The 23,797-nt window shown below is 45.6% G+C and carries 25 protein-coding genes; 18 read left to right on the plus strand and 7 right to left on the minus strand.

Features of this window, described 5'->3' with window-relative positions; genetic code table 11:
• Positions 1-126: 126 nt before the first annotated feature.
• The 5 genes from rbsB to rbsK are packed head-to-tail and all read right to left on the minus strand — an operon-like array spanning position 127 to position 4,782.
• Positions 127-1,044 (minus strand): ribose ABC transporter substrate-binding protein RbsB, encoded by a 918-nt coding sequence (gene rbsB, locus PFJ30894_RS06345; RefSeq protein WP_113077178.1) that lies wholly within the window; start codon positions 1,042-1,044, stop codon positions 127-129.
• Between the two features lie 13 nt (positions 1,045-1,057).
• On the minus strand, positions 1,058-1,987 hold the full coding sequence (locus PFJ30894_RS06350; RefSeq protein ID WP_021717551.1) for an ABC transporter permease subunit: 930 nt from the start codon (positions 1,985-1,987) through the stop codon (positions 1,058-1,060).
• A gap of 3 nt (positions 1,988-1,990) precedes the next feature.
• A complete protein-coding gene (locus tag PFJ30894_RS06355; protein WP_125669330.1) occupies positions 1,991-3,472 on the minus strand; it encodes a sugar ABC transporter ATP-binding protein in 1,482 nt (493 codons plus the stop codon).
• Positions 3,473-3,505: 33 nt separating this feature from the next.
• Positions 3,506-3,901 carry a D-ribose pyranase gene (rbsD, locus tag PFJ30894_RS06360; protein ID WP_021717553.1) on the minus strand — a complete coding sequence of 132 codons (396 nt, stop codon included), beginning with the start codon at positions 3,899-3,901 and terminating at the stop codon, positions 3,506-3,508.
• Positions 3,889-4,782, minus strand: coding sequence for a ribokinase (rbsK, locus tag PFJ30894_RS06365; RefSeq protein ID WP_125669331.1), 894 nt, complete (start codon positions 4,780-4,782; stop codon positions 3,889-3,891). Before rbsK ends, rbsD begins: the two co-directional genes overlap by 13 nt.
• A gap of 325 nt (positions 4,783-5,107) precedes the next feature.
• Between rbsK and lepB the strand changes: the two genes are divergently transcribed.
• The 5 genes from lepB to PFJ30894_RS06390 are packed head-to-tail and all read left to right on the plus strand — an operon-like array spanning position 5,108 to position 9,290.
• Positions 5,108-5,662 carry a signal peptidase I gene (lepB, locus tag PFJ30894_RS06370; RefSeq protein WP_021717555.1) on the plus strand — a complete coding sequence of 185 codons (555 nt, stop codon included), beginning with the start codon at positions 5,108-5,110 and terminating at the stop codon, positions 5,660-5,662.
• A 21-nt stretch (positions 5,663-5,683) separates the two neighbouring features.
• A complete protein-coding gene (ylqF, locus tag PFJ30894_RS06375) occupies positions 5,684-6,547 on the plus strand; it encodes a ribosome biogenesis GTPase YlqF (protein ID WP_125669332.1) in 864 nt (287 codons plus the stop codon).
• Positions 6,548-6,587: 40 nt separating this feature from the next.
• Positions 6,588-7,397: a ribonuclease HII gene (locus PFJ30894_RS06380; protein ID WP_125669333.1), complete on the plus strand. Its 810-nt coding sequence runs from the start codon at positions 6,588-6,590 to the stop codon at positions 7,395-7,397.
• Positions 7,394-7,750 carry a YraN family protein gene (locus tag PFJ30894_RS06385; protein ID WP_125669334.1) on the plus strand — a complete coding sequence of 119 codons (357 nt, stop codon included), beginning with the start codon at positions 7,394-7,396 and terminating at the stop codon, positions 7,748-7,750. The genes PFJ30894_RS06380 and PFJ30894_RS06385 overlap by 4 nt, the downstream gene beginning before the upstream one ends.
• A 19-nt stretch (positions 7,751-7,769) precedes the next feature.
• A complete protein-coding gene (locus tag PFJ30894_RS06390) occupies positions 7,770-9,290 on the plus strand; it encodes a YifB family Mg chelatase-like AAA ATPase (RefSeq protein WP_125669335.1) in 1,521 nt (506 codons plus the stop codon).
• An 81-nt stretch (positions 9,291-9,371) separates the two neighbouring features.
• Here PFJ30894_RS06390 and PFJ30894_RS06395 read toward each other — a convergent pair whose 3' ends face one another.
• Together PFJ30894_RS06395 and PFJ30894_RS06400 are read right to left on the minus strand one after the other, a co-directional pair.
• Positions 9,372-9,659 (minus strand): hypothetical protein, encoded by a 288-nt coding sequence (locus PFJ30894_RS06395; protein WP_021717560.1) that lies wholly within the window; start codon positions 9,657-9,659, stop codon positions 9,372-9,374.
• Between the two features lie 110 nt (positions 9,660-9,769).
• On the minus strand, positions 9,770-10,648 hold the full coding sequence (locus PFJ30894_RS06400) for a LysR family transcriptional regulator (protein ID WP_125669336.1): 879 nt from the start codon (positions 10,646-10,648) through the stop codon (positions 9,770-9,772).
• Between the two features lie 173 nt (positions 10,649-10,821).
• Here PFJ30894_RS06400 and PFJ30894_RS06405 point away from each other — a divergent pair, with 173 nt between their 5' ends.
• From PFJ30894_RS06405 to PFJ30894_RS06465, 13 genes are all read left to right on the plus strand, one after another.
• Positions 10,822-11,736, plus strand: a complete 915-nt coding sequence (locus PFJ30894_RS06405) for an alpha/beta fold hydrolase (protein ID WP_021717562.1) — start codon at positions 10,822-10,824, stop codon at positions 11,734-11,736.
• A gap of 43 nt (positions 11,737-11,779) precedes the next feature.
• Entirely contained in the window at positions 11,780-13,057 is a 1,278-nt protein-coding gene (locus PFJ30894_RS06410) for a 3-isopropylmalate dehydratase large subunit (RefSeq protein WP_125669337.1), read from the plus strand.
• Between the two features lie 5 nt (positions 13,058-13,062).
• Positions 13,063-13,581, plus strand: coding sequence for a 3-isopropylmalate dehydratase small subunit (locus PFJ30894_RS06415; protein ID WP_044491651.1), 519 nt, complete (start codon positions 13,063-13,065; stop codon positions 13,579-13,581).
• A gap of 147 nt (positions 13,582-13,728) precedes the next feature.
• Positions 13,729-13,998, plus strand: coding sequence for an ACT domain-containing protein (locus PFJ30894_RS06420; RefSeq protein WP_021717565.1), 270 nt, complete (start codon positions 13,729-13,731; stop codon positions 13,996-13,998).
• A gap of 10 nt (positions 13,999-14,008) precedes the next feature.
• Positions 14,009-15,367 (plus strand): PFL family protein, encoded by a 1,359-nt coding sequence (locus tag PFJ30894_RS06425; RefSeq protein WP_125669338.1) that lies wholly within the window; start codon positions 14,009-14,011, stop codon positions 15,365-15,367.
• A complete protein-coding gene (gene nth / locus PFJ30894_RS06430; protein WP_113077168.1) occupies positions 15,367-15,999 on the plus strand; it encodes an endonuclease III in 633 nt (210 codons plus the stop codon). The genes PFJ30894_RS06425 and nth overlap by 1 nt, the downstream gene beginning before the upstream one ends.
• 65 nt (positions 16,000-16,064) lie before the next feature.
• Positions 16,065-17,288, plus strand: coding sequence for a RecQ family ATP-dependent DNA helicase (locus PFJ30894_RS06435; RefSeq protein WP_021717568.1), 1,224 nt, complete (start codon positions 16,065-16,067; stop codon positions 17,286-17,288).
• 102 nt (positions 17,289-17,390) lie between these two features.
• Positions 17,391-18,998 carry an MBL fold metallo-hydrolase RNA specificity domain-containing protein gene (locus PFJ30894_RS06440; protein WP_125669339.1) on the plus strand — a complete coding sequence of 536 codons (1,608 nt, stop codon included), beginning with the start codon at positions 17,391-17,393 and terminating at the stop codon, positions 18,996-18,998.
• 29 nt (positions 18,999-19,027) lie between these two features.
• On the plus strand, positions 19,028-19,525 hold the full coding sequence (locus tag PFJ30894_RS06445; RefSeq protein WP_021717570.1) for a C40 family peptidase: 498 nt from the start codon (positions 19,028-19,030) through the stop codon (positions 19,523-19,525).
• A gap of 456 nt (positions 19,526-19,981) precedes the next feature.
• Complete coding sequence (locus tag PFJ30894_RS06450) at positions 19,982-20,848, plus strand: isocitrate lyase/PEP mutase family protein (RefSeq protein WP_125669340.1); 867 nt, start codon at positions 19,982-19,984, stop codon at positions 20,846-20,848.
• Between the two features lie 20 nt (positions 20,849-20,868).
• A complete protein-coding gene (locus tag PFJ30894_RS06455; RefSeq protein ID WP_021717572.1) occupies positions 20,869-21,894 on the plus strand; it encodes a TRAP transporter substrate-binding protein in 1,026 nt (341 codons plus the stop codon).
• A 72-nt stretch (positions 21,895-21,966) separates the two neighbouring features.
• Positions 21,967-22,491 (plus strand): TRAP transporter small permease subunit, encoded by a 525-nt coding sequence (locus PFJ30894_RS06460; RefSeq protein ID WP_021717573.1) that lies wholly within the window; start codon positions 21,967-21,969, stop codon positions 22,489-22,491.
• A 1-nt stretch (position 22,492) separates the two neighbouring features.
• On the plus strand, positions 22,493-23,770 hold the full coding sequence (locus PFJ30894_RS06465) for a TRAP transporter large permease (protein ID WP_125669341.1): 1,278 nt from the start codon (positions 22,493-22,495) through the stop codon (positions 23,768-23,770).
• The last annotated feature ends 27 nt before the right edge of the window (positions 23,771-23,797 follow it).

Raw genomic sequence — 23,797 nt, forward strand, 5'->3', positions numbered from 1 at the left:
TGGTTGATTTGAAGTACAGCTTTTAAAAGGAAGGCGTTTATTTCAGAAGCCTGTGCAGGATAAAACAAAACCCCGGCGCATTGCGCCGGGGTTTTTATGTTTGTCCAAATTGTCAAAGGGCAGTAATTATTTTTTGTCTACAAGTTTGAGCGGTACGCCTATTTTAGCTTCAACTTTTTCGCCTTTGGCTACTTTTACAGCAGCGTCCAGACCCTGCTGGCCCATCAGTTCGGGCTGTTGAGCGATAGTTGCGGCCATAGTGCCTGCTTCTACTGCTTTCAGGCCGTCTTGGGTGCCGTCAAAGCCAACGATAAAGATTTTTTTGTTAGCACTTTTGGCTGCTTCGATAGCGCCCAGTGCCATTTCGTCATTTTGAGCGAAAATAGCCTGGATATCAGGGTTGGCCTGCAGCATATTTTCAGCGACAGTCAGGCCTTTGCTGCGGTCAAAATCAGCAGATTGTTTGGCAACAACTGTAAGTTTTTGGTCGGCTACTTTATGGAAGCCTTCGCCGCGTTCGCGGGTCGCAGATGCGCCGGGGATGCCTTCGAGCTCGGCTACTTTTACTTTTTCACCAAGTTTTTGGATGATGTATTCGGCTGCCATTTCGCCGCCTTTGACGTTGTCAGAAGCGATGAAGGAGGCTACTGTGCCTTTATCGGCGCTGCGGTCGAGCGCCAGAACGGGGATGCTGGCTTTGTTGGCAGCTGCCACAGAAGTTGATACTGCTGCGGAGTCGACCGGGTTGATGAGCAGTACGTCTACTTTTTGCTGGATCAGGTCAGAAATATCATTGGCCTGTTTTGCGGGATCGTTTTGCGCATCGACGATTTTAACATTGACTCCGAGTTTTTTTGCTTCTTCTTCAACGCCTTTACGTACGGATACGAAGAAGGGGTTGTTGAGTGTGGAGATGGAGAAGCCGATGGTAGTTGTTTTTTTGCCGTCAGCGGGTTTTGCAGCTTTGTCACTGCTGCCGCAGCCGGAAGTGAGCACTGCCAGTACTGTGATGGCAGCTACTAAAAGAGTCCAGATTTTTTTCATTGGTGAGTGCCTCCTAAGCTTTTTTGCGGTCCATAAGTACCGCCAGTAAAATTACAATACCTTTGACAACTTGTTGATAGAAGCTGGATACGTCGAGAATATTGAGGCCGTTGTTGAGTGTGCCGATGATAAGCACGCCGACCAGTGTACCTGTGATATAACCTTTGCCGCCGGAAAGACTGGTTCCGCCTAAAACTACGGCGGCGATGGCGTCAAGTTCATAACCGGTGCCGGCAGTCGGCTGGGCCGAATTGAGACGTGAGGTGAGGACTGCGCCTGCCAGAGCGCAGAAGAAACCGGTGATTGCATAAACAAAGATTTTGACACGTTCTATTTTGATGCCGGCGATGAAGGAAACTTTTTCGTTGCCGCCGACTGCGTAGATTTTACGGCCCAAAGGAGTTTTCCTAAGGATGAACCAGGAAACGGCAAATGCCAGCAGCATGATGATTGCAGGTACTGGCAATCCCATGAAAAATCCCTGACCGAAGTCGTGGAACATAGTGTCGTCACTGAGACCGCTGATAGGGTTACCATTGGTATATACCAGTGTCAGACCGCGATAAATGGTCATGGTGGCGAGCGTAGCGATAAAGGGTGCTACTTTGCCGTAAGCAATGACTAAGCCGTTGACAGCGCCAAGGCCCATGCCTATGAAGCAGGCAGCAAGGATCGCCAGCATCGGATTCATGCCGCTGACGATCAGACTGCCCATCAGGGCGCTTGAAAGTGCCAGCAGGCTGCCGACAGACAGGTCGATGCCGCCTGTCAGGATGACAAAGGTCATACCGAAAGAAATAAGGGCGTTGATGGAAACCTGACGCAGCAGGTTTTTCAGGTTATTGGGATCGACAAAACTGTCGTTTAAGGCGGCTATGACGATAAAGGTTACGACAAGGGCAATAAAGGGGCCCATTTTACGGATACGTTCTTTAATATTCATTATTTACTGTCCTCCTGTGGCAAGGGTGATTATTTTTTCTTGTGTCGCTTCTTCGTGGTCCAGCTCTCCGGCGATCTTACCTTCGTGGATAACGAGGATGCGGTCGCTCATGCCGATAACTTCCGGCAGTTCGGAGGAGACCATGATGATGGCGACGCCCTGAGAGGTCAGTTCGTTCATTAGATCGTAGATGTCGCGCTTGGCGCCGACATCGATACCGCGTGTCGGTTCATCCATAATAATGATTGATGGATTCATACCGATCCATTTGGCAATGACAACCTTTTGCTGGTTGCCGCCTGATAGTGCGCCTGCTTCCAGGTCGATCGATGCGGTTTTGACACCCAGTTTTTTAGAAAGCGCTTCGGAGAAGGCTGTTTCGTTTTTGGCGTTGATCACGCTGCGTTTAGCAAAGGTATCGACACTGGGCAGCGCAATATTTCTGGAGATGGAGAAGTCGAGGATCAGGCCCTCACTTTTACGGTTTTCGGTGATGAAGCCGATGCCTGCTTTGATGGCGTCTTCCGGTTTTTTGATACAGACTTTTTTCCCATGCAGGTAAACTTCACCGTGCTTGCAGGAATCAACGCCGAACAGGGCCCGCATGATCTCGGTCCTGCCTGCTCCCATCAGCCCTGCTACGCCGAGGATCTCGCCTTTACGCAGTTTGAAGGAGATATTGTTGAACAGTCCTTCTTGACAGAAGTTTTTGACTTCCAGGACTATTTCGCCGGGTTCGTTTGTGCGTCCGGGGTAATATTCGGTAATAGAACGGCCGACCATGTCGCGGACTACCTGTTCCTTATTGGTTTCGCGGGTGGGTTTGCTGCTGATAGCGTAGCCGTCGCGCATTACGGTGATGGTATCGCAGTGGGCGAATACTTCTTCCATTCGATGCGAGATGTAGACGATGGCAACGCCTTTGTCTTTAAGCGCGTGCATTACGGCAAACAGTTTTTCTGTTTCACGTTCTGTCAGGGCGGCCGTAGGTTCATCCATGATGACGACTTTGGCATCAAGCATCAGGTTACGCATGATTTCTGTCATTTGCTGCTGACCAACGCTGCATTCGCCTGCTTCTGCGTCAAAAGGCAGTGTAATACCCATTTGACTGCATTTTTCTTCGGCCAGCCTGCGCATTTTTTTGAAGTCAAGCATTCCGAAACTGTTGGTTACGTTCTGCATCAAAAACAGATTTTCGAGAATAGAGAGATTGGGCCAGATATTAAGTTCCTGATGGATGAAAGCGATGCCGCATTTTTCGGCTTCGAGTGCGTTTTTGAAGCTTACTTCCTGTCCGTTAACGCAGATCGTGCCGCTGTCGGCTTTATGGATACCCGTAAGGATGTTCATAAGGGTGGATTTACCGGCGCCGTTTTCACCCATCAGAGCGTGGATCTCTCCTGATTTTAAGGTCAGGTCGACGCCTTTGAGTACTTCGTTGGAGCCGAAGGCTTTTGAAATACCCTTCATGGTGATTTCCATTAGTCGCAAAACTCCTTTGCTGTAAAATCGATTTTAGAAAATAACGCCTGCGTGCAGGATAATGTTGGCGTAGGGGGTGATCTCGCCGGTGCGAATCACTGCTTTAGCAGTTTTGGTAGCGGCTTTGAAGGCTTCGTGGTCGCTAAGGATCTGTTCCTTACCTTCAAAAAGCTCCTGCATTTTCTGCCATGTAGCAGGATTTTTACTTTCCATTTCGGAAGCGATATGTATTTTTTCGACTTCCATATATTTCAGCACTTCTGTAAGGACATCTAAAAAGGAAGGAGTACCTGGTTTCAGAGCCAGATCGATTTTGGGGACACCGGCCGGAACCGGAAGGCCGCAGTCGCCGATAACGATAGTGTCAGTATGGCCTAAGTCAGCCAGGACTTTGGCGATGTCGCTGTTGAGGATTCCTATTTTTTGCATTCTCCAAGCATCCTTTCTACATCTTTAAGATAGGGCATACCGCCTTGTGCGCCCAGCTTCTGAACGGAGAGGGCCGCTGCGGCGTTGGCAAACCGTATACTGTCGTCTAGGCTGCGTCCTTCGCATCTTGCGACGGCAAAAGCACTGTTGAAGGTATCTCCTGCGCCTGTGGTATCCTGGGCATTAACGACGAATGCGGGAACAGTGTGTACTTTGCCGTTTTTAGCATAAGCAACGCCTGCTTTGCCAAGTGTCATAAAGAAGCGTTCTTCCTGCATCAGCAGGATTTCTTCGCTGGTCTTACCGGGATAAAGGGCTTCGGCTTCGTGTTCATTGGGGGTCACATAGGTGGCTTTATCCAGCCATTCAGAAGGAACGGGCTGCACGGGAGCCGGATTTAAAAGTACGCTGATTCCTGCTGCTGCACATTTGCCGATGATGTAATCTATAGTGGGCAGCGGTATTTCGTGCTGGAGCATGACCAGGTCTGCGGCGGCAATGACGTTCCAGGCAGTATCGATATGTTTGGGCATGACCAGATCATTGGCGCCTTTGATGACGATAATACTGTTGTCGCCTTCGGCAAGGGTGATATGGGCAGTACCGCTGTTCTGTCCGGGCAGGACGCTGACATAACCGGTATCGACGTTGTTGGTTTTCAGGTTGTTGATGATCATGGTGCCGTAAGCATCGTCGCCTACGCAGCCTATCATGTGTACCTGGGCTCCTAAACGTGCGGCGGCAACGGCCTGATTAGCGCCTTTGCCTCCTGGTGAAACTATGAGCCTGCTGCCGATTATTGTTTCGCCGGCTGCAGGCCGTTTGCCTGCTTCTACTGTGAGGTCGATGGAACAGCTGCCGATAACAGCGATTTTGACCATGGTGATCTCTCCTTACATCTTGGAAACTTGTAATTTTGTTATAATAGTAACATTATAATATTCTACACAGGCGGGTTATATCCTGCCTATTTAATGATGATTTTGGAAAAGCTAATACTTATGTATTTTACCGCAAGCGACTGTTTTGGGCAAGAAAAAACACTATATTAATGTAAAATTTTTTCGACAATTTGCCTTTGGCGATTGACAAATCCACTAATGTTTGTTAACGTAGAAACGGTGTTGCGAACGTTGTGAGTACGTTTGCAAAAATAAAAGAGACCGCACCGATTCAGTTGATGCGTTGGAATAAGAGGGAGTATATATGAGTACTAAAAAATCAGGAACATCTTGGCAGGATACTATCAGCGACTGGCTGGTTTCGATCATTGTAGCCGTAGCGCTGGCTTTTTGTATCCGTACGTTTGTGGTAGAGCCTTATATGGTCGAGGGTACGTCGATGTATCCGACGCTGGAAAGCCACGAGCGCCTGATCGTCAGCAAGTATAAATATTTCTTTACCGAGCCGAAAAAGGGTGAGATCGTTGTTTTCCGTTATCCGAAGGATGAAAGCCGCGATTTTATCAAACGCGTTATCGCGACCGGCGGTGATACTATTGAGATGCGTGACGGTAAGGTTCTGGTCAACGGCAGTGTGATCGAAGAAAATTATATTTACAAGGATGATCCGAAGGGCCCGAATAAGTCTAATTACAGAAAATCTGTTGTGCCTCAGGGGCATATCTTCGTTTTAGGAGATAACCGTAATAATTCTGAAGACAGCCGTTTTGCCGATGTTGATTTTGTGCCGCTGAAGCTTGTAAAAGGCGAAGCAGTTGTTGCTTTCTGGCCTGTTGAAAGATGGCGTATGCTGCCTTGATAGGCGGTCGAGGAGATAATTATGGATTTTAAGATACAATGGTTTCCCGGTCATATGACGAAGGCGAAACGGATGATGGAACAGCAGTTAAAGCTGGTTGATGTTGTGGTTGAAATGCTGGATGCGCGGATCCCACGTTCCAGCAGCAATCCGATGCTGATCCAGATGCTGGGGGATAAACCCAAGGTCGTTGCTTTGAATAAGATCGATATGGCTGATCCGGAAAAGACTGAAAAATGGCTGCAGACTTTTAAAAACAGCGGTTTGCCTGTCTGTAAGGTAGATTGCAGCACCGGTAAGGGCGTAAAACAGATGGTGGCTGCGATCCAGCAGGTGGCCAAGCCTGTCACGGATAAGTGGCTGAGAAAAGGTGTACGCAATCGTTCGATCCGTGTTATGATCGTGGGTGTGCCGAATGTAGGTAAGTCTACTTTGATCAATCGTTTGGTCGGTAAAAATAAAGTTGTGGCAGCGGACAGACCTGGTGTGACTCGAGGTCAGCAATGGGTGACTATCGCCAAAGGTCTGGAGCTTTTGGATACCCCAGGTGTTTTGTGGCCGAAATTTGAAGATCCGGAAGTAGGCTTTTGTCTGGCAGTAACGGGAGCGATCAAAGAGGATGTTTATGACAGGGAAACAGCAGTAGAGCTGTTGCTTGAACGTTTGATGCATATCTATCCGGAGGATCTGCGTGTAAAGTACGCTATTGATTTTTCAGAAGCTGAGCCTGTGCGTGAGGTAATGGCTAAAATAGCCGTCGCGCGCGGCTGCCTGAAGGCCGGCGGTGTGCTTGACATTGATAAGGTTATCCAGCTGGTATTGCGTGATTTTCGTACAGGACGCTTAGGGCGTTTTACTTTAGATGAACCGAGTGAAAATAATTAAGGCCGCTGCAACGCGGCCTTTTTAATTAGGGGTGGGAATAATGAAGATCAGCGAGGTAAAGGAGATTTTGGCGGGAGAACCTGACCCGGATCAGGTGGCAGAACTTGCTGCCGATGAGCGCAGCGGTGTGCAGAAACTGGTTGCCGCTTATCATAAAAGGCAGGAAAAGCTGCGTTTAGAGCAGCAGCGTTTTACGGAGATGCTGGCCTATGAACGTAAATATTACGCTCAGGGGGCACAGTATATTGCCGGGATCGACGAAGCAGGACGGGGACCTTTGGCAGGGCCGTTGGTGATAGCGGCTGTTATTTTACCGCAGGAGGTATTTATCAGCGGACTTAATGATTCCAAGCAGCTTTCGGCAGTAAAGCGCGAGCAGCTTTATGACGAAGTACTTGCCAAAGCACTGTCTGTTTCTGTAAATGTAGTCAGTATCAGCAATATCGACGAGCTGAATATTTATCAGGCTACGAAGCAGGGAATGACTGAGGTTCTGGAACATCTTGCGATTAAGCCGCAGGTGGCGCTGGTAGATGCAATGCCGATCGTATCGGCCGGTATTGAAACAGTTTCCTTGATTCACGGTGACGCGCTGAGTGCTTCGATAGCTGCTGCTTCTATTATTGCCAAGGTCACTCGTGACCGGATGATGATAGAACTGGCTGAACAATATCCTCAGTATGGTTTTGCCGGTAACAAGGGTTATGGCAGCAGGGAGCATATGCAGGCAATTGCTGAGTTTGGAGCGACTAAGTGGCATCGCCGCAGTTATGAGCCCATTAAAAGTATGCATCTGCCTCCTGCTGAACATGAAGGTAACAGGCTGTTTTCGCCGGTGTCAGAGAAGTGACGGAAGCGCGGCAAAGGCTGGGGAAAAAAGGTGAGGACGCTGCCTGCACTTATTTAGAACGTAAAGGTTACGTTATCTGCCGTCGTAATTACCGCTGCCGTTATGGCGAGATCGATATTATTGCCGCTAAAGGCGGCGAGCTTAGTTTTGTAGAAGTAAAAACACGCCGCAACCTGAATTTTGGGCTGCCCCGTCTGGCGGTTACATACGCCAAGCAGCAGAAAATCAGGAGTGCGGCGCTTTTTTATTTGCAGCAGGAAAACAGGCATCAGCAAATGCTCAGTTTTGATGTGATCGAAATTTTAGTTGAGGGCAATGTGGCAAGATTACACCATTTACCGCACTGTTTTTAAAATAAGAGGAGGCGTTTTTATGTACGCTAAAGTTTATGGAGAAACAACCTGCGGTATCAATGGTGAACAGATCATTGTCGAAGTGGATATTTCTAACGGGCTGCCGAGCTTTGATATTGTGGGTTTGCCTGATACGTCAGTCAAAGAATCTCGGGAACGGGTACGGGCTGCACTGAAAAATTCGGGCCTGATCTTTCCGATGACCAGGATTACTGTAAATCTGGCTCCGGCTGATTTGAAAAAGGATGGTTCCGGTCTTGATCTTCCTATTGCTGTTGGTATTTTAGTCAGCAGCGGTGTTTTACAGCAGGAGCAGGTTGATGATACTATTTTTGTGGGCGAACTGGCACTGGATGGGACAATCAGGCAGATTGCAGGCGTATTGCCAATGATTCTGCATGCACGTGACATTGGCAGGAAAAACATTGTGATCCCTGCAGGCAACTGCGCTGAAGGACGGCTTGTTGACGGTATTGATGTGCTGATACCTGCATCGCTGCTTGAATTGGTAGAGCATCTGCGGGGTGAAAAGGTTCTGGATGTACTGGATAAGGAAGCTATCTGCGCGGCAGCAACCAGTGTCTATGATGTGGATTTTGCGGAAGTGCGCGGGCAGCAGGTAGTAAAAAGAGCACTGGAAATTGCAGCGGCAGGTGGACATAATATTTTGATGGTAGGATCTCCCGGCAGCGGTAAAACTATGCTGGCACGTCGGCTGCCAACTATTTTACCGCCGCTGACAGAGGCTGAGGCGCTGGAGGTAACAAAAATCTACAGTATTGCAGGTTTGCTGCAGCGGCAGGAACGGGTGATGCTGGAACGTCCATTTCGCAGTCCGCATCATACGATTTCTTCAAGCGCGCTTATAGGTGGCGGCAGTGTGCCGCGGCCTGGAGAAGTGACATTGAGCCATCATGGTGTTTTATTTTTAGATGAGTTTCCTGAATTTTCGCGTACTGCTTTGGAGGTGCTGCGTCAGCCGCTGGAAGATGGTTATGTGACGATCAGCCGCGTACAGGCATCGCTTACTTTTCCTGCTAATTTTATTATGTGCACAGCGCAGAACCCGTGTCCCTGTGGCTATCTGGGTGATAAAAAGCGGGAATGTTCGTGTAAGCAGTTTGAGATCGAGCGTTATCACCGTAAACTGTCGGGGCCTTTATTAGACCGTATTGATTTACAGGTGTATGTGCCGCGGCTGGAATACTCTGATCTGCAAAGCAGGGAAGCCGGTGAAAGATCGGCCGTGATTCGTGAAAGGGTGATCAAAGCGCGTCAGCTGCAGTTGCTGCGTTTACAGGGTACTAATTTGTACTGCAATGCGCAGATGGGGCGGCGTGAACTGAACAAGCACTGCCAGATGGAAGCTGCTGCAGAAAAGCTGCTGGCGAAGTTTTTTACGGCGTTGGGGCTCAGCGCCCGCAGCCACGATCGGATCATTAAAGTAGCGCGTACGATAGCCGATCTGGACGGCAGTGATATCATAACGGCCGCCCATCTGGCAGAGGCGGTACAGCTGCGGACAAGTTTAAATTCATAAAAAAACAAAAGATGTTTTTAGAAATAATGAGAAGCAGGCATGAGATAACTTTTATCTCATGCCTGCTTCTTTGAGCGTTTTTTATACTGCGGTACCGTTATACTGGAAGATGCTGAAGCTCCAGTCGTTATTATATGTTCCGGAGAAACTTTCAGTCTTTTGATTTTCTTTGTTTCTGGCAATAATGTTGTATTTTTTGTCGTTGGATAAATGGGGGAAGTTAGTTTGCGTAGCAGAAAGACATAAGATTTTACTGGAATCATCATACCGGCCAAGAGCGATTGGGGTGCAATTCATTCCGTCGAATTTACTTTGGGGATTAGCTGACATGTCTTCTACTACAGATAAAATTTGATAATCAATATACATTTTTATTCCTCTTTTCTTTTTTGATATCAAGTATATGTGCACACTTACTTTAACCATATGATACTTGATATTATTACTACTATGGTGGATTTTACAGAGAAGAGAAAAATTTAGCCTAACGGCTGATTATCGTAGATAAATTCAATGAGTTTTTGTTCGTCGCCGTAGATTTGCCGGCCGCGTTTGGTGACGATGCCGGAATTTATAAAAAGCGGCTTTTTAAGTGAAAGTGGAATGATATTGTCAGAGGCCGTAATGGCTTGACGCATTAGAAAAGAGGAGGCTATTTGGCTGGAAATGAGGTTTTTGACCGTATGAAGCTGCGATGAATGCAGAATTACCTTAGGCGCTGTTAAAGCCTGCTGAAAATTTTGATAGATGAGGCGATTGACGAAAAAACCACCGTTAAGCAGTACCAGAGGTTCGTTGGCAATATCTTTGGTATCGACATATTTTTTCTGCGCCAGCGGATGGTCAGGATAGGTGCAGAAGCAGGCTTCGCTTTTAAAAAGCTTACGGTAATGCAGATTGGGTGAAAAGCTGTCGTCATAATTGGTGACGGCTAAATCAAGTTCTTCATTTTCTATCATATGCAGTGAATCTATGCCGCCTGCTTCTACTACTTCCAGCTCTATTTCAGGGTACAGATTTTTGAAATCGCGGAAAAGAGTTGGCAGCAGCTGTACGCCGATTTGTAAAGGTACTGCCAGGCGGATGAGGTTTTTATTCTGTGCCATATCTTTGATATCGCGGTCAAGCTGCTGTAGGTTAGCCAAAATAGGAGTGATTTTACTTAACAGCAGGCTGCCGTCTTCTGTAAGCGAAAGTTTTTTGCCTTCGCGCCGAAAAAGGTTCAGCCCGCTTTCTTTTTCCAGATCGGCCATGGCGATGGAAACAGTTGGCTGAGAGATATGCAGACTGGCGGCAGCTTTAGTGATACTGCGCCATTTACAGACTTCATAAAAATAACGCATCTGTGTCAGTGTCATAGTTAGTACTCCTTATTGTAGCTTATAATTCGTTTTATTATAGCATTGTTTAATAGTTAAAAACTATATTTATATTTAAAATTTGTATTTTACTTTATTGTTATCGTAGCGGATAATGAAAGCAGAGAAATAGAATGCTAAATGTGGTGTGAAAATTTACGGAGGTGGGGCAGATGAATATTGACCAAAAGTATTTTCCGGAATTCAAACAGCAACTTATCGATGTAGGTGACGGTATTAAGATCAACACTTTAGTTGGCGGCAAGGGCAGTGAAGCTATTTTACTGCTGCACGGGCATCCAGAGACACATTTGATCTGGCGGTTTTTGACGCCGGGTCTAACCGGGCGTTATACGGTAGTTATTACAGATCTGCGTGGATATGGCGACAGCAGCAAGCCTGAAGGACTTCCGGATCATGCTAATTATTCCAAGCGGGCTATGGGAGACGATCAGTTTACAGTTATGAGCAAGCTGGGTTTTGAAAAATTCCATGGTGTCGGTCATGATCGCGGGGCAAGAGTACTGCACAGGATGGTGATGGATCATCCGGAACGGCTGCTGTCTTGTACGATGATGGATATTTTGCCGACTTATGATATGTACCGTGATACCAGTCAGGAGTTTGCGACTAAATATTGGCACTGGTTCTTTTATATTCAGGGCAAAGGGTTCCCTGAAAGAGTGCTGGCGGCAGATCCTGAGTATTTTGTTAATTATAATTTGAATTTGAAGATCGGGCCGGCCGCTAAAAGCAGGTTCCCTAAGGAGATTTTAGACGAATATGTACGCTGTCTGCGCGATCCGATGACTTTCCATGGTATTTGCGAAGATTACCGTGCCAGTGCTACTATAGATATGGAGATGGATAAAGCAGATCGTGAACAGATCATTCAGGTTCCTGTTTTGGCTTTGTGGGGTAAGGACGGTGTTGTCGGTAAGCTGTGGGATGTTATGAGCGGCTGGCAGGAAAGGGCGGCTAATGTAGAAGGGTTTGCTGTAAATGAGTGCGGGCATTTTGTACCGGAAGAACAGCCGGAGGTAGTTTTAGAGGCGATGCTGCAATTTTTAGCCAAATATCCGGCTTGAATTTGTTGCGGTGCTAATAAAAGAAAAGAAAGAAGTGTAGCTTATGCATGCTATTGAAAAATTATTGGCAGAAAAAGCTGGTAAACATCAGGTCGCAACAGGCGAGATAGTTAATTGCGACGTGGATATTGCAGGAATCAACGATTTATATTTGCAGACTGTACGTTCCTTTTATGAAATGGGCGGTGAAAAGGTTTTTGACGCTGATAAGATCGTGATGTTTTTTGATCATTATGCTCCCTGTGCTACGATAACACAGGCTGAAAATCATAAACAGTTCAGAAAGTTCTGTTTTGAACAGGGTATCGAAAAATTGATGGATATAGATCAGGGTGTCTGCCATCAGGTTTTGGCCGATAAAGGTTGGGTACATCCTGGAGAGATAGTAGTTGTCACTGATTCGCATACTACGACTCACGGAGCTTTTGGCGCTTTTGGGACCGGTGTTGGCGCTACTGATCTGGCGACGATTATGATTACTGGCAAGCTGTGGTTCATGGTACCGGAGATTTTCAGGATCAATCTGGTTGGTAAGCTGCAGCCGGGTGTTTTTGCCAAGGATATCATTCTGCATATCATAGGTGATCTGGGTGCAGATTACGGTGTTTATAAAGCGGTAGAATTTGCAGGACCTGTTGTAAATGGGTTGAGTATTTCCGAAAGAATGTGTATGTGTAATATGTCAACGGAGATGGGTTGTAAAACCAGCTATATTCAGCCTGATGCTGTCACTATGGAATATTTGCACAACTGTGTGGCAAGACCTTATAAAATTTATGAAACAGATACTGATTTTCAATATGCTGCGGAGCTTACGTATGACGTAAGTAAAATCAGGGCTCAGGTAGCGGCACCATCAAGTGTTGATAATGTTTTTGAATTGGACAAATATGCCGGCACTCCTGTTGACGAAGCTTATTTGGGTTCGTGTACTGGCGGTCGTCTGCAGGATCTGGCTGTAGCAGCACAGATCTTACAAGGCAGGCATATTCCTAAAACAACGAGGATGATAGTCGTGCCTGCTTCTAAAAAGGTAATGGAAGATGCAATGGAGCTTGGGTATATCCAAACTTTGATGCGGGCAGGAGCCACGATAACGGCTCCGGGCTGTGCCGCCTGTTTGGGAGTACACCAGGGGATGCTTGCAGGAGGAGAGGTTTGCATAAGTTCTACTAACCGTAATTTCCCCGGTAGAATGGGACATGTAGATGGCAGGATATTTCTGGCCTCTCCTGCTGCTGTGGCAGCTTCGGCATTAGAGGGGAAAATTACTGATCCGGCTGTATATTTGAAAACCGGCGACTGCGGGAATGGACGGTGATGGTAATGAAAACGAAAGTCAGGGGCAAAGCATTTGTTTTTGGGAAAAATATTGATACAGATCAGATTTATCCGGGTCGTTTTGTAGAATATACGGATGTAGAAGATATAAAAAAATATGCGATGTACGGCGCTGATGAGAGCTTTGTAAAAAACTTCGATCCGGGAGATATCATTGTGGCCGGGACTAATTTTGGCTGCGGTTCATCGCGTGAGCATGCGGCAATAACATTGAAAGCAGTTGGTGCTGGAGCTGTACTGGCAGAATCTTTTGGCAGGATATTTTTCCGTAATGCTATTAATTTAGGCGTACCTGTTATTACCTGCAGCGAGATCACGAAAATTATTGCAGAGGGTGATGAAGTAGAGGTTGATATTGAGGCTGGAATAATCAAAAACCTGACTACGGGAGCAACAGCTGCAGCTGTTCCGATGTCGCCTTATATTATGAACATTCTGCAGAGCGGCGGGATCAAACCTATGATCAAAGCGATGCAGGAGACTAAAAAAAGTAAGAACCGGTGACGGCGCTGTAAAATTACAATGTAAGGATTTTTTTGAATTATAATTTGCAATGTATACACACAACTTTGCTGAAAATATGGTACAATAATAACTACCGTGTTAGACATGGTAGTTATTATTTGTTTTATGGGAAAGGATGACAACAGTATGCGTATCGTATTAACTATCGTTGGCAAAGACAAGGTCGGCATTATTGCTAAAGTAAGTAATATTCTCGCTGAGCATGGCGTAAATATCCTCAATATCAATCAAAATATTATGGAGGGTTTCTTCAATATGGTTTTGATTGCTGATATGACGGGTGCTGCTGTAAAATTACAGGATCTTAAGGATATCTTTACTGCTTTAGGCAGAGATATCGGCGTTGAGATCAGAGTACAAAGCGAAGAAATATTTACGGCGATGCACCGTATCTAGGAGGCTGTCTATGTTCACGATTAAAGATATCTTGGAAACTAACCAGATGATCACGCAGAACAACCTGGATGTGCGTACGATCACTATGGGAATCAGTTTGCGCGACTGCGGTCATCCTGATATAAAAGTAACGGCACAGAAGGTATATGATAAGATCACCAGGAAAGCTGAAAAGCTTGTTCAGGTCGGCGAGGAACTGGAAATGGAGCTCGGTGTTCCAATCATTAATAAACGTATTTCTGTAACTCCTGTTTCGATGGTTGGTGAAAGCTGCGACAGCAATGATTATGTTCAGCTGGCTAAAGCGCTTGATGAGGCAGGCAAAGCAGTAGGCGTTAATTTTATCGGCGGTTTTTCTGCCTTGGTTGATAAAGGTTATACCAAAGGTGATAGAAATCTTATTTGTTCTATTCCCGAAGCTTTGGCAGTAACTGATATTGTCTGTTCCTCTGTCAGTGTCGGTTCTACTAAATGCGGGATTAATATGGATGCAGTTGCGGAAATGGGCCGTGTAATCAAAATGGCAGCAGAACGTACTGCAGACCGTGATGCTATTGGCTGTGCAAAATTGGTTGTTTTCTGTAATGCAGTGCCTGATAATCCTTTTATGGCCGGCGCTTTCCATGGTGTTACAGAGCCTGAAACTGTCATAAATGTAGGTGTCAGCGGACCCGGTGTGGTAAAACATGCGTTGGAGGCAGTGCGCGGACAGGACATTGGCGCTGTCGCAGAAACGATCAAGAAAACTGCGTTCAAAATTACTCGTGTCGGCCAGTTGGTTGCACAGGAAGCCGCCCGTCGTCTGGATACGCAGTTTGGTATTATTGATTTGTCGCTGGCTCCGACACCGGCAATCGGCGACAGCGTTGCTCATATTCTGGAAGAAATAGGCTTGGAGAGCTGTGGCTGTCCTGGTACTACTGCTACTTTAGCTATGCTTAATGACGCCGTTAAAAAGGGTGGATTGATGGCTTCAAGTTATGTCGGCGGTTTGAGCGGTGCCTTTATTCCTGTCAGTGAAGACGCGGGAATGATCGCGGCTGTTGAACGCGGCAGCCTGACTTTGGAGAAATTAGAGGCCATGACCTGTGTTTGTTCCGTAGGGCTTGATATGATAGCTATTCCAGGTGATGTGACTGCTGAAACTATTTCAGCAATCATTGCTGATGAAGCGGCAATTGGAATGATCAACAATAAAACTACTGCTGTACGTCTGATACCGGTTCCGGGTAAAACTGTCGGAGAACAGGTAGAATTTGGCGGTTTGCTGGGATATGCTCCCATCATTGCCGTGAGCAAATTTAAGGCCGATGCCTTTATTGCCCGCGGTGGTCGTATTCCTGCACCGGTAAGGAGTCTGACCAACTAATGCGTAAACAACAACGTGAGGCAATTTTAGCGCTGCTGGAAGAAACTTATATGGGTACGGAAACAGCGCTGAACTATTCGACGCCTTTTGAATTGTTAGTAGCGGTAATTATGTCAGCGCAATGTACGGACGAACGTGTCAATAAGATTACAGCACGTATTTTCCCGAAATATAATACTCCTGAAAAAATGGGCGCACTTTCTCAGGAACAGCTGGAAGAAGAGATTCGTGACTGTGGACTGTTCCGATCGAAGGCTAAAAATCTGCTGGCAACCTGTAAAATGCTGACGGAAGAATATAACAGCGTTATTCCTGACACTGTCGAGGAGCTGATGAAGCTGCCGGGTGTGGGTAAAAAAACGGCTAATGTTGTCGCCAGTATTGTTTATAAGGTTCCGGCGATTGCGGTTGATACCCATGTTTTCAGAGTTTCGCACCGGTTGGGTTTAGCTAAGGGCGATGATCCGCTGGCAGTGGAGAAAGAGCTGCAGAAAGCCATTCCGAAGAATAAGTGGAGCGATGCTCATCATTGGTTGATCTGGCATGGCCGTAAGATTTGCAAGGCAAGGAAACCTTTATGCAGTGAATGCGTATTGGTAGAATTGTGTCCATACAAGGAAAAGAATTTATAAAATAAAATTGCAGACAAGCCTGTAGTGCGACTGGCACACAGGCTTGTTGTGTTTAAGGAGCAGCCGTGCAGACAAAAGAAATGATTTTGCAAAAATATTTTGGTTACAGTGAGTTCAGAAGCGGGCAGTCAGAGCTGATAGAGCAAATTTTGAACGGACGTCCTGTTGTAGCTGTTATGCCGACCGGAGCTGGAAAAAGCTTATGTTATCAGTTACCGGCGTTGATGCTGGAGGGATTGACACTGGTTGTTTCACCGTTGATTTCCTTGATGAAGGATCAGGTACGCAGTTTAGCGGAACATGGTGTAGAAGCGGCTTATTTGAGCAGCGGGATGAGTAAGCAGGAGTACGGTGCCGCCGTTTATGCTGCCCGTAATAATAAATGTAAATTGCTGTACGTTTCACCTGAACGCCTGCAGAATGAGCAGTTTAAGGCTTTTGCAAGTGAGCTGCAAATAGCGTTGGTCGTTGTTGATGAAGCACACTGCGTAGTACGATGGGGTGAATCCTTCCGACCGGCTTATCTGGCAATAAAGCCGTTTTTAGACGGCCTGCCGAAGGCTCCTGTTGTTGCGGCTTTTACAGCTACTGCCACGCCGGTTGTAAGACGTGAGATAAGTAAATGTCTGGGATTAGAGCAGCCGTTAGAACTGGTGACCGGTTTTGACAGAAGCAATCTTACATTTATTGTGGAAAAACCAATGGTGAAAAGACGTTTTTTGCGTAGCTGGCTGCCGGAGCAAAACGGCTGCGGTATTATTTATTGTGCAACGCAGAAGCAGACGGAAGAAGTATGTAATGACCTCAATGCCTGGGGCTATCCCGCAGGACGTTATCATGCTGGTTTAACAATGGAAGAACGGCAGCGGAACCAGAACGCTTTCATTAAAAATGAATTGCAGGTGATGGTGGCGACTAATGCGTTTGGGATGGGTATAGATAAACCTGATGTAAGGTTTGTCTTGCATTATACTTTGCCGCTTGATGTAGAAGGCTATTATCAGGAAGCAGGAAGGGCTGGACGTGACGGCTTGCCGGCAAAATGCGTACTGCTTTTTGAACGGCGTGACATAATGCAGCAGCGGCAGCTGCTGGAATATAGCTGTGAGCAGAGAGAAAGCAGTGCGGAAGACAAAAAGCTGTGGCTGACAAATGCTTACCAAAGGCTGCGTGATATAGAAAGCTATTGTTTTACCAGAGGTTGCCTGCGTAAATATCTGCTGACATATTTTGGACAGGAAACAAATGACAGATGTGGGAATTGCAGTAATTGCAGCGGCAGTAATTGAAGGTGCTTTGTGACAAGGCAGTGAACTTATTCGTTAATGGGCAGGGAATATTTTTTGAATGCAGAATATATTAATTAAGAATTTAAGCAGGGAGGGACCGTTATGAAAATCACCTTTTTAGGTGCCACAAGAATGGTTACAGGCTCTTGTTATTTACTTGAAATAGGCAGTAAAAAAATGCTGTTGGACTGCGGTATGTTTCAAGGTTCTAAAATGATTACTGCTTTTAATGAAAAGGATTTTGTTTTTGCGCCTAATGCTATTGACACAGTTGTGCTGACCCATGCTCATATCGACCACAGCGGGTTGATACCAAAGCTGATAAAACAAGGATATAAGGGTCCTGTACATTGTACGAAAACTACTTTAGAGCTGTGCACGATTCTGTTGCCTGACAGTGCTCATATTCAGGAATCTGATGCAGAGTTTGCCAACCGGAAAGGTTTGCGTGCAGGTAAATCTGTAGTAGAACCTTTGTATACTGTTGATGATGCGTATAAAGCTTTGCAGCATTTTCATACGCACGAGTTTGGTGAAATGCTTGAGGTTCTTCCGGGGGTGCAGGTTAAATTTAAGGTTGCCGGGCATATTTTAGGTTCGGCGATTGTTGAAGTTTTTGTTAATGAAGATGGCAAAACAACTAAGCTCGTTTTTACCGGAGATATTGGACAGCCTAATCAGCCGATTATCGAGGATCCGGAAGAAATTTCCGGAGCAGACTTTATAATCACCGAATCTACTTATGGCAATCGTGTGCATAAAGCCTATGACAAAGAAGCGGAGCTGTCTGAGATCATTAATGACACTGTGGCTAAAGGTGGTAATGTAGTTATTCCTGCCTTTGCTGTAGGACGTACACAGGTACTTCTTTATTATTTCCAGAAGCTTCTGCAGGAAGGTCGTATCCCTCAGGTACCAATCATTATCGACAGTCCGATGGCGAGCAAAGCTACTGCTATCACGCTTACTAATCCTCAGGAATATGACGAAGAAGCGCGGGCTTTGTATGAAATGCACGGTAACAGGCTTTTAGCGATTCCAAATCTGCGTTTCACGGCAACTGCGCAGGAATCACGGATGATTAATGAGATGCCAGGGCCTAAAATTATCGTTTCTGCCAGTGGTATGGCAGACGCAGGACGTATACTGCATCATTTGAAGCATAATCTCTGGCAGGAAAACTGCTCTGTCATTATTGCCGGCTATCAGGCTGAGGGAACAATGGGACGTCGGTTGATAGAAGGTTCCAAGCAGGTTAAGATTATGGGTGAAGATATTAAGGTAAATGCCAAAATCTACAATATGAAAGGGTTTTCGGCACATGCGGACAAGGAACAGCTGCTTGAATGGTACGGTAAGATGAAACAGCCGCCGAAAGCATTTTTCGTTACACATGGTGAGTTTGATGCTGCCAGCAATTTCGCTGATGAGCTGCAGCGCCGTTTGGGTACAGCTGCTTATATCCCGCAATATGGGGATAGTGTCACGATAAATGGTACTGAATGGAATGTTACGACGTCGAATATCGTGACGACAGTTCCGGAAGTGGCGGCACTTAGAGAGTATTTGCGGCAGTTTGAGAGTTCTTATTTGCAGTATCGTACTAAAATTGAGCAGATCGTTGCTCGTGACGGTGATAAAGCAGCTGGTATACGCAAAAAGATGGAAAAAATCAGAAAATATGTGGATGACATGCTGTCATCGCTGTAGGGTTTTCAGTAAAGGAGTTTTTGAAAAATATGAATTATGTTAGTTTGTGTAGAAGATTGGCTGTTTGTACTGCTTTAGGTATAGCGTTATCCTTGCCGGTTGGAGCAGTTTGGAATACAATGCAGCCTCAGTTGGCTTATGCTGAAGAATACAGCAGCCTGCGTGGAAATATTATTGAAAATGCGTATCTTTTAGTTGGAACCCCTTTTAAAATGGGCGGCAGTTTTCCGTCAGAAGGATTTGATGGTTCCGGTTATGTGCAGTATGTTTTTGGTGAAAGTGGTATCGCGTTGCCGCGAACTGTTGATGAGCAATATGACGTAGGCAGGAGAATCGGAAAAGATGATCTGCTTCCGGGAGATCTGGTATTTTATAGCACTGATGGCCCAGGAGCGACCTTCTGCGGTATTTACAGCGGAGATGGTAAATTCATTTATGCCGGTACTAAAAATGGCGTAATTGAAGGTGAAGCGTTTGGTCCTTATTGGGATGAACGTTTTTATGGGGCCAGAAGGATCATTGATTGAGATGGTAGTTTTTATTTAGAATGATCAATAAAAAATACAGCCGCTTTTTGAAAGCGGCTGTATTTTTTTGTATTATGCCAAAGTAGTATAAAAACAATACATTTGTACAAGAAAAAACAGAAAGATAAAATAATTTTAAAAATATATTGACATAGTGTTAAGGTGTTGTTATACTTATTTCAATGTTTCGACAAATCATCAGGTTACAGGTTATGACTGGGAATGGACAGTGGAAGGCTTTCAGAAAGCCGGCGGTAGATGCGAGCCGGTAAGCGTGGAAATAAGTCCTCTCACCCAGGAACTCTTTTTCTGAGGGCGAATGTAGGGAAAAGCGCAGGGCTGCGTTAAAGGCCTCAGAGTATAATTTAGGGTGGTACCGCGTACTTAACGCCCCTATCGGCTATGCCGGTAGGGGCTTTTTTGTTGAATTTGTTGGGCAGCAAGGGAGGGGAATTTATGAACAAGCAGCGTAAAATGTTGCGTGAACGTCTGCTGAGGTCAGAGATTTTGGTTTTGCCGGGTGTTTATGATGCTTTGACGGCAAAAATTGCGGCAGAAGTAGGGTTTGATGCACTGGTTATGGGAGGTTATAGTATCGCTGCCTCCAGATTAGGGCAGCCGGATGTAGGTTACCTTTCGATGACTGAAATGGTGCAGGCTGTGAAATGTATTGTGGATGCCACAGAATTACCGGTATTTGCCGATGGTGATACTGGTTACGGAAATGCGTTAAGCGTACGGAGGACGATGCAGGAATATGAAAAAGCCGGAGCAGCTGCAGTGCTTTTTGAAGATCAGGTATGGCCTAAACGTTGTGGACATATGGTCGGTAAGCAGGTCATAGATGCATCTGAGCATGCGAAAAAACTGCGGGCGGCTGCTGATGCCAGAACTGACGAGGATTTTTTACTGATTGCCAGAACTGATGCGAGGGCTGTGAATGGACTGGAGGATGCTGTTGAACGCGGCAAATTGTATTTAGATAACGGAGCTGAAGCTTTGTTTATAGAAGCGCCGCAGGATATAAGAGAATTAGAAGCTGTTACGAAAGCTTTTCCAGATACCATACTGATAGCTAATATGATCGAAGGCGGCAGGACACCGAACCTGACTGCAAAAGATTTGGAAAATATAGGATTTAAAATAGTGTTCTGGCCCTGCAGTGCCTTATACGTCATTATGCAGGCTTTTAAAGAAGCAATGACAGTGCTGCATCAAACGGGGACGACTAAGGCCTATGAAGATAAAATGATGCATTTTACTGATTTTAACAGGTTCATCGGTCTTGATGATTATATGAAGCTGGAGAAACTCTATAAATAAAAAATTATGAGGTGAGAGTAATGAAAATGTCCCAAATGTTTAAAACTACTTTGGCTGCCGCTATGATTATGGCATTGGCAGTAACGGCCGGCTGCGGTGGGGGCGGAGATAAAAAATCTGCCGGCAGCGAAAAGGTGACTTTGAAACTGGCTCACAATTTGCCAACGGCACATCCGCTGGCCCAGGGAATGGAGGCTTTTAATAAAAAGCTTACTGAAAAATCCAACGGCACTATTACACTGAACATCTATCCTTCCGGACAGCTGTTCAACGATAAAAGTATGAATGACGCAATTATGTCTGGTGGCATTGATATGGGGCTTAATTCCACAGCAATGTGGTCAACTGTTATTCCGGCAATGGAAGTTTTTGACGTACCGTTTCTGTTCCCAAGTTATGAAAAAGTCGATCATGCCATCGATGGAGGCTTGGGTGATAAATTAGCAGGTGAATTGAAGAAGAAGGGTGTGCGTCCTGTGATCTGGGCTGATTATGGCTTTGTGCAGTTCGCTAACAGCAAAAAGGAAATTACTAAACCTGAGGATTTTGCAGGACTGAAGCTGCGTGGTTATGGTGAGCTGCCTTCAGAAACGATTAAAGCACTTGGTGCTTCTCCTGTAACTATGGGATCAGGTGAAGTTTATATGGCCATTCAGCGCGGTGTTGTTGATGGACAAACTTCTGGAACTACAGCTATGTATGACCGTAAAATGTTTGAAGTTACCAAATATCTGACTATTACTAATCATGCTTATCCTGAGTTTATTCTGGCGATGAATGAAAAATCTTTTCAAAAACTGACTCCGGAACAGCAAAAAATAGTAACCGACGCTGCAAATGAAGTGCGTGACGAACTGCGTAAAAATGCTAAAGCAGAGGATATGGCTGCTTTAGAGAAATTAAAAGAAAAAGGTATGCAGGTTTACGTTGTTCCTGAGGCTGAGCTGCCGGCATGGCAGTCTGCTACTAAACCAGTTTGGGATATTTTTGTTAAACATACTGGGGATCTTGGTAAGGAATTGATCGAAATATGCAGTAAACAATAGATAAATTCTTAATTGACCGCTGCCATAAGCGGCAGCGGTTTTTATTTTGGAAAAGAATGAGAGGAAAAAGACTTGAAAAGCGCGCTCGAGGTCTATGAAAAATTTTTGAACGCTATTACTAAAGCAGTTGGCGTCATTGCCGGCATTCTATTGCTGCTGCCGGCGTTGATGGTCTTTTATGAAGTTGTGATGCGAGGTTTGTTCAATGCGCCGACAGAATGGTCAATAGAACTTTCTGTATATTGTGTTTTAGTAGCAGGTTTTTTAGGGATGTCCGTTACTTATGCTGCTGGCAAGCACATCCATGTCGATATTGTTTTAAGCCATTTATCAGCACGTACCCGTTGTTATATCGAACTTTTTACAACTATTGTTGGTATTTTTTTCTGTGCCGTATTTGTAATGCAGTCTTTGGATATGGCATTGCTTTCATATGAGATGGATAATACTTCACCAAGTACTCTGCGAACTCCTATGTGGATTCCTCAGATGTCGCTGCCGATCGGTATGGGGCTGTTGCTACTACAGTTTGTACGTACCCTGCTTATAGATATTCAAAAAATCAGCAGCGGTGAATTCAGTAAGGAGGCGGAATAAGATGCTTGTTATTTTTACCGTTATCTTACTGGGACTTTTGGTTTTGGGACTGCCGGTAGCCTTCTCACTGGGAACGGCGGGACTTTTCGGTATGTTTGCTTTTATGGGCGGAGGATCTTCTTTGGCCCAGATACCGATTTTGGCTTACAAATCTTTGGATGATTTCGTGTTAACGGCTGTCCCGTTATATATTTTAATGAGCCAGATTCTTTTAACAGGCAAAGTAGGCAACGATTTATTTGAGCTGGGCAATAAATGGCTGCGTCATTTGCCTGGGGGGTTAGGTGTAGCTACAGTTTTTGCCTGTGCAATTTTTGCTGCGATTACAGGCTCGTCTGTTGCCTGCGCCGTTACTATTGGTGCTATTGCCATTCCTGAGATGCTGTCTCGTGGTTATGAAAGAACGTTAGTTCTAGGAGCTGTTGCAGCAGGTGGTACCTTAGGCATTCTGATCCCGCCATCGATACCAATGATTTTGTATGGCGCTATTACTGGTGAATCGGTAGGTCAGTTGTTTATGTCCGGCGTTGTACCGGGGGTTATTTTGACACTGCTGTTTATTGCTGTGGTTGTTTACAGCTCAAGAAAGCTGCCTTTGCAGGAAGCGGCCAGCTGGGAGGAACGTTTTCAGGCGCTAAGAAGTTCTTTTTGGGGACTGCTGCTGCCGGTGCTTGTCGTTGGCGGTATTTATACGGGAGCGTTTACTCCTACTGAAGCTGCTGCTATAGGTACGGTTTACAGTTTGTTTATTACTTTTGTTATTTACCGTACGCTTGGTCTGAAGGATATGACGGAAATTTTGCTGGATACAGTCAAAACGACTTCGATGATTTTCGCGATTATGATCGGCGCAACTTTATTTGGTTTCGTTTTAACTATTCTGCAGGTTCCGCAGGCTTTGACGAGCCTGGTTGCCGAAATGGAAACCAGCCGGTGGATAGTCTTTATCGCAATTAATATTCTGCTGTTGGTTTTGGGATGTATTTTGGAATCTATCTCCATTATTTTTATCACTTTGCCGATTTTGTATCCTATTATCATGAAATTGGGCTTCGATCCGATCTGGTTCAATGTTGTGATGTTGATCAATCTGGAGCTGGCTCTTATCACGCCGCCGGTTGGAATGAATCTGTTTGTTTTGCAGGGCATCAGCCCAGATAGTAAAATGACACAGATCATCAAAGGTGTTATTCCTTTTGGCATTATTATGGCGCTGGAAATTTTGCTGCTGTGTTTCTTCCCGGAGATAGCTACATGGCTCCCCGGTATAGTAAAATAGCGGTTTTTGTTGACATAGTAAGTTAAA

Origin of the sequence: Phascolarctobacterium faecium (assembly GCF_003945365.1) — a bacterium.
Lineage (GTDB): Bacteria > Bacillota > Negativicutes > Acidaminococcales > Acidaminococcaceae > Phascolarctobacterium > Phascolarctobacterium faecium.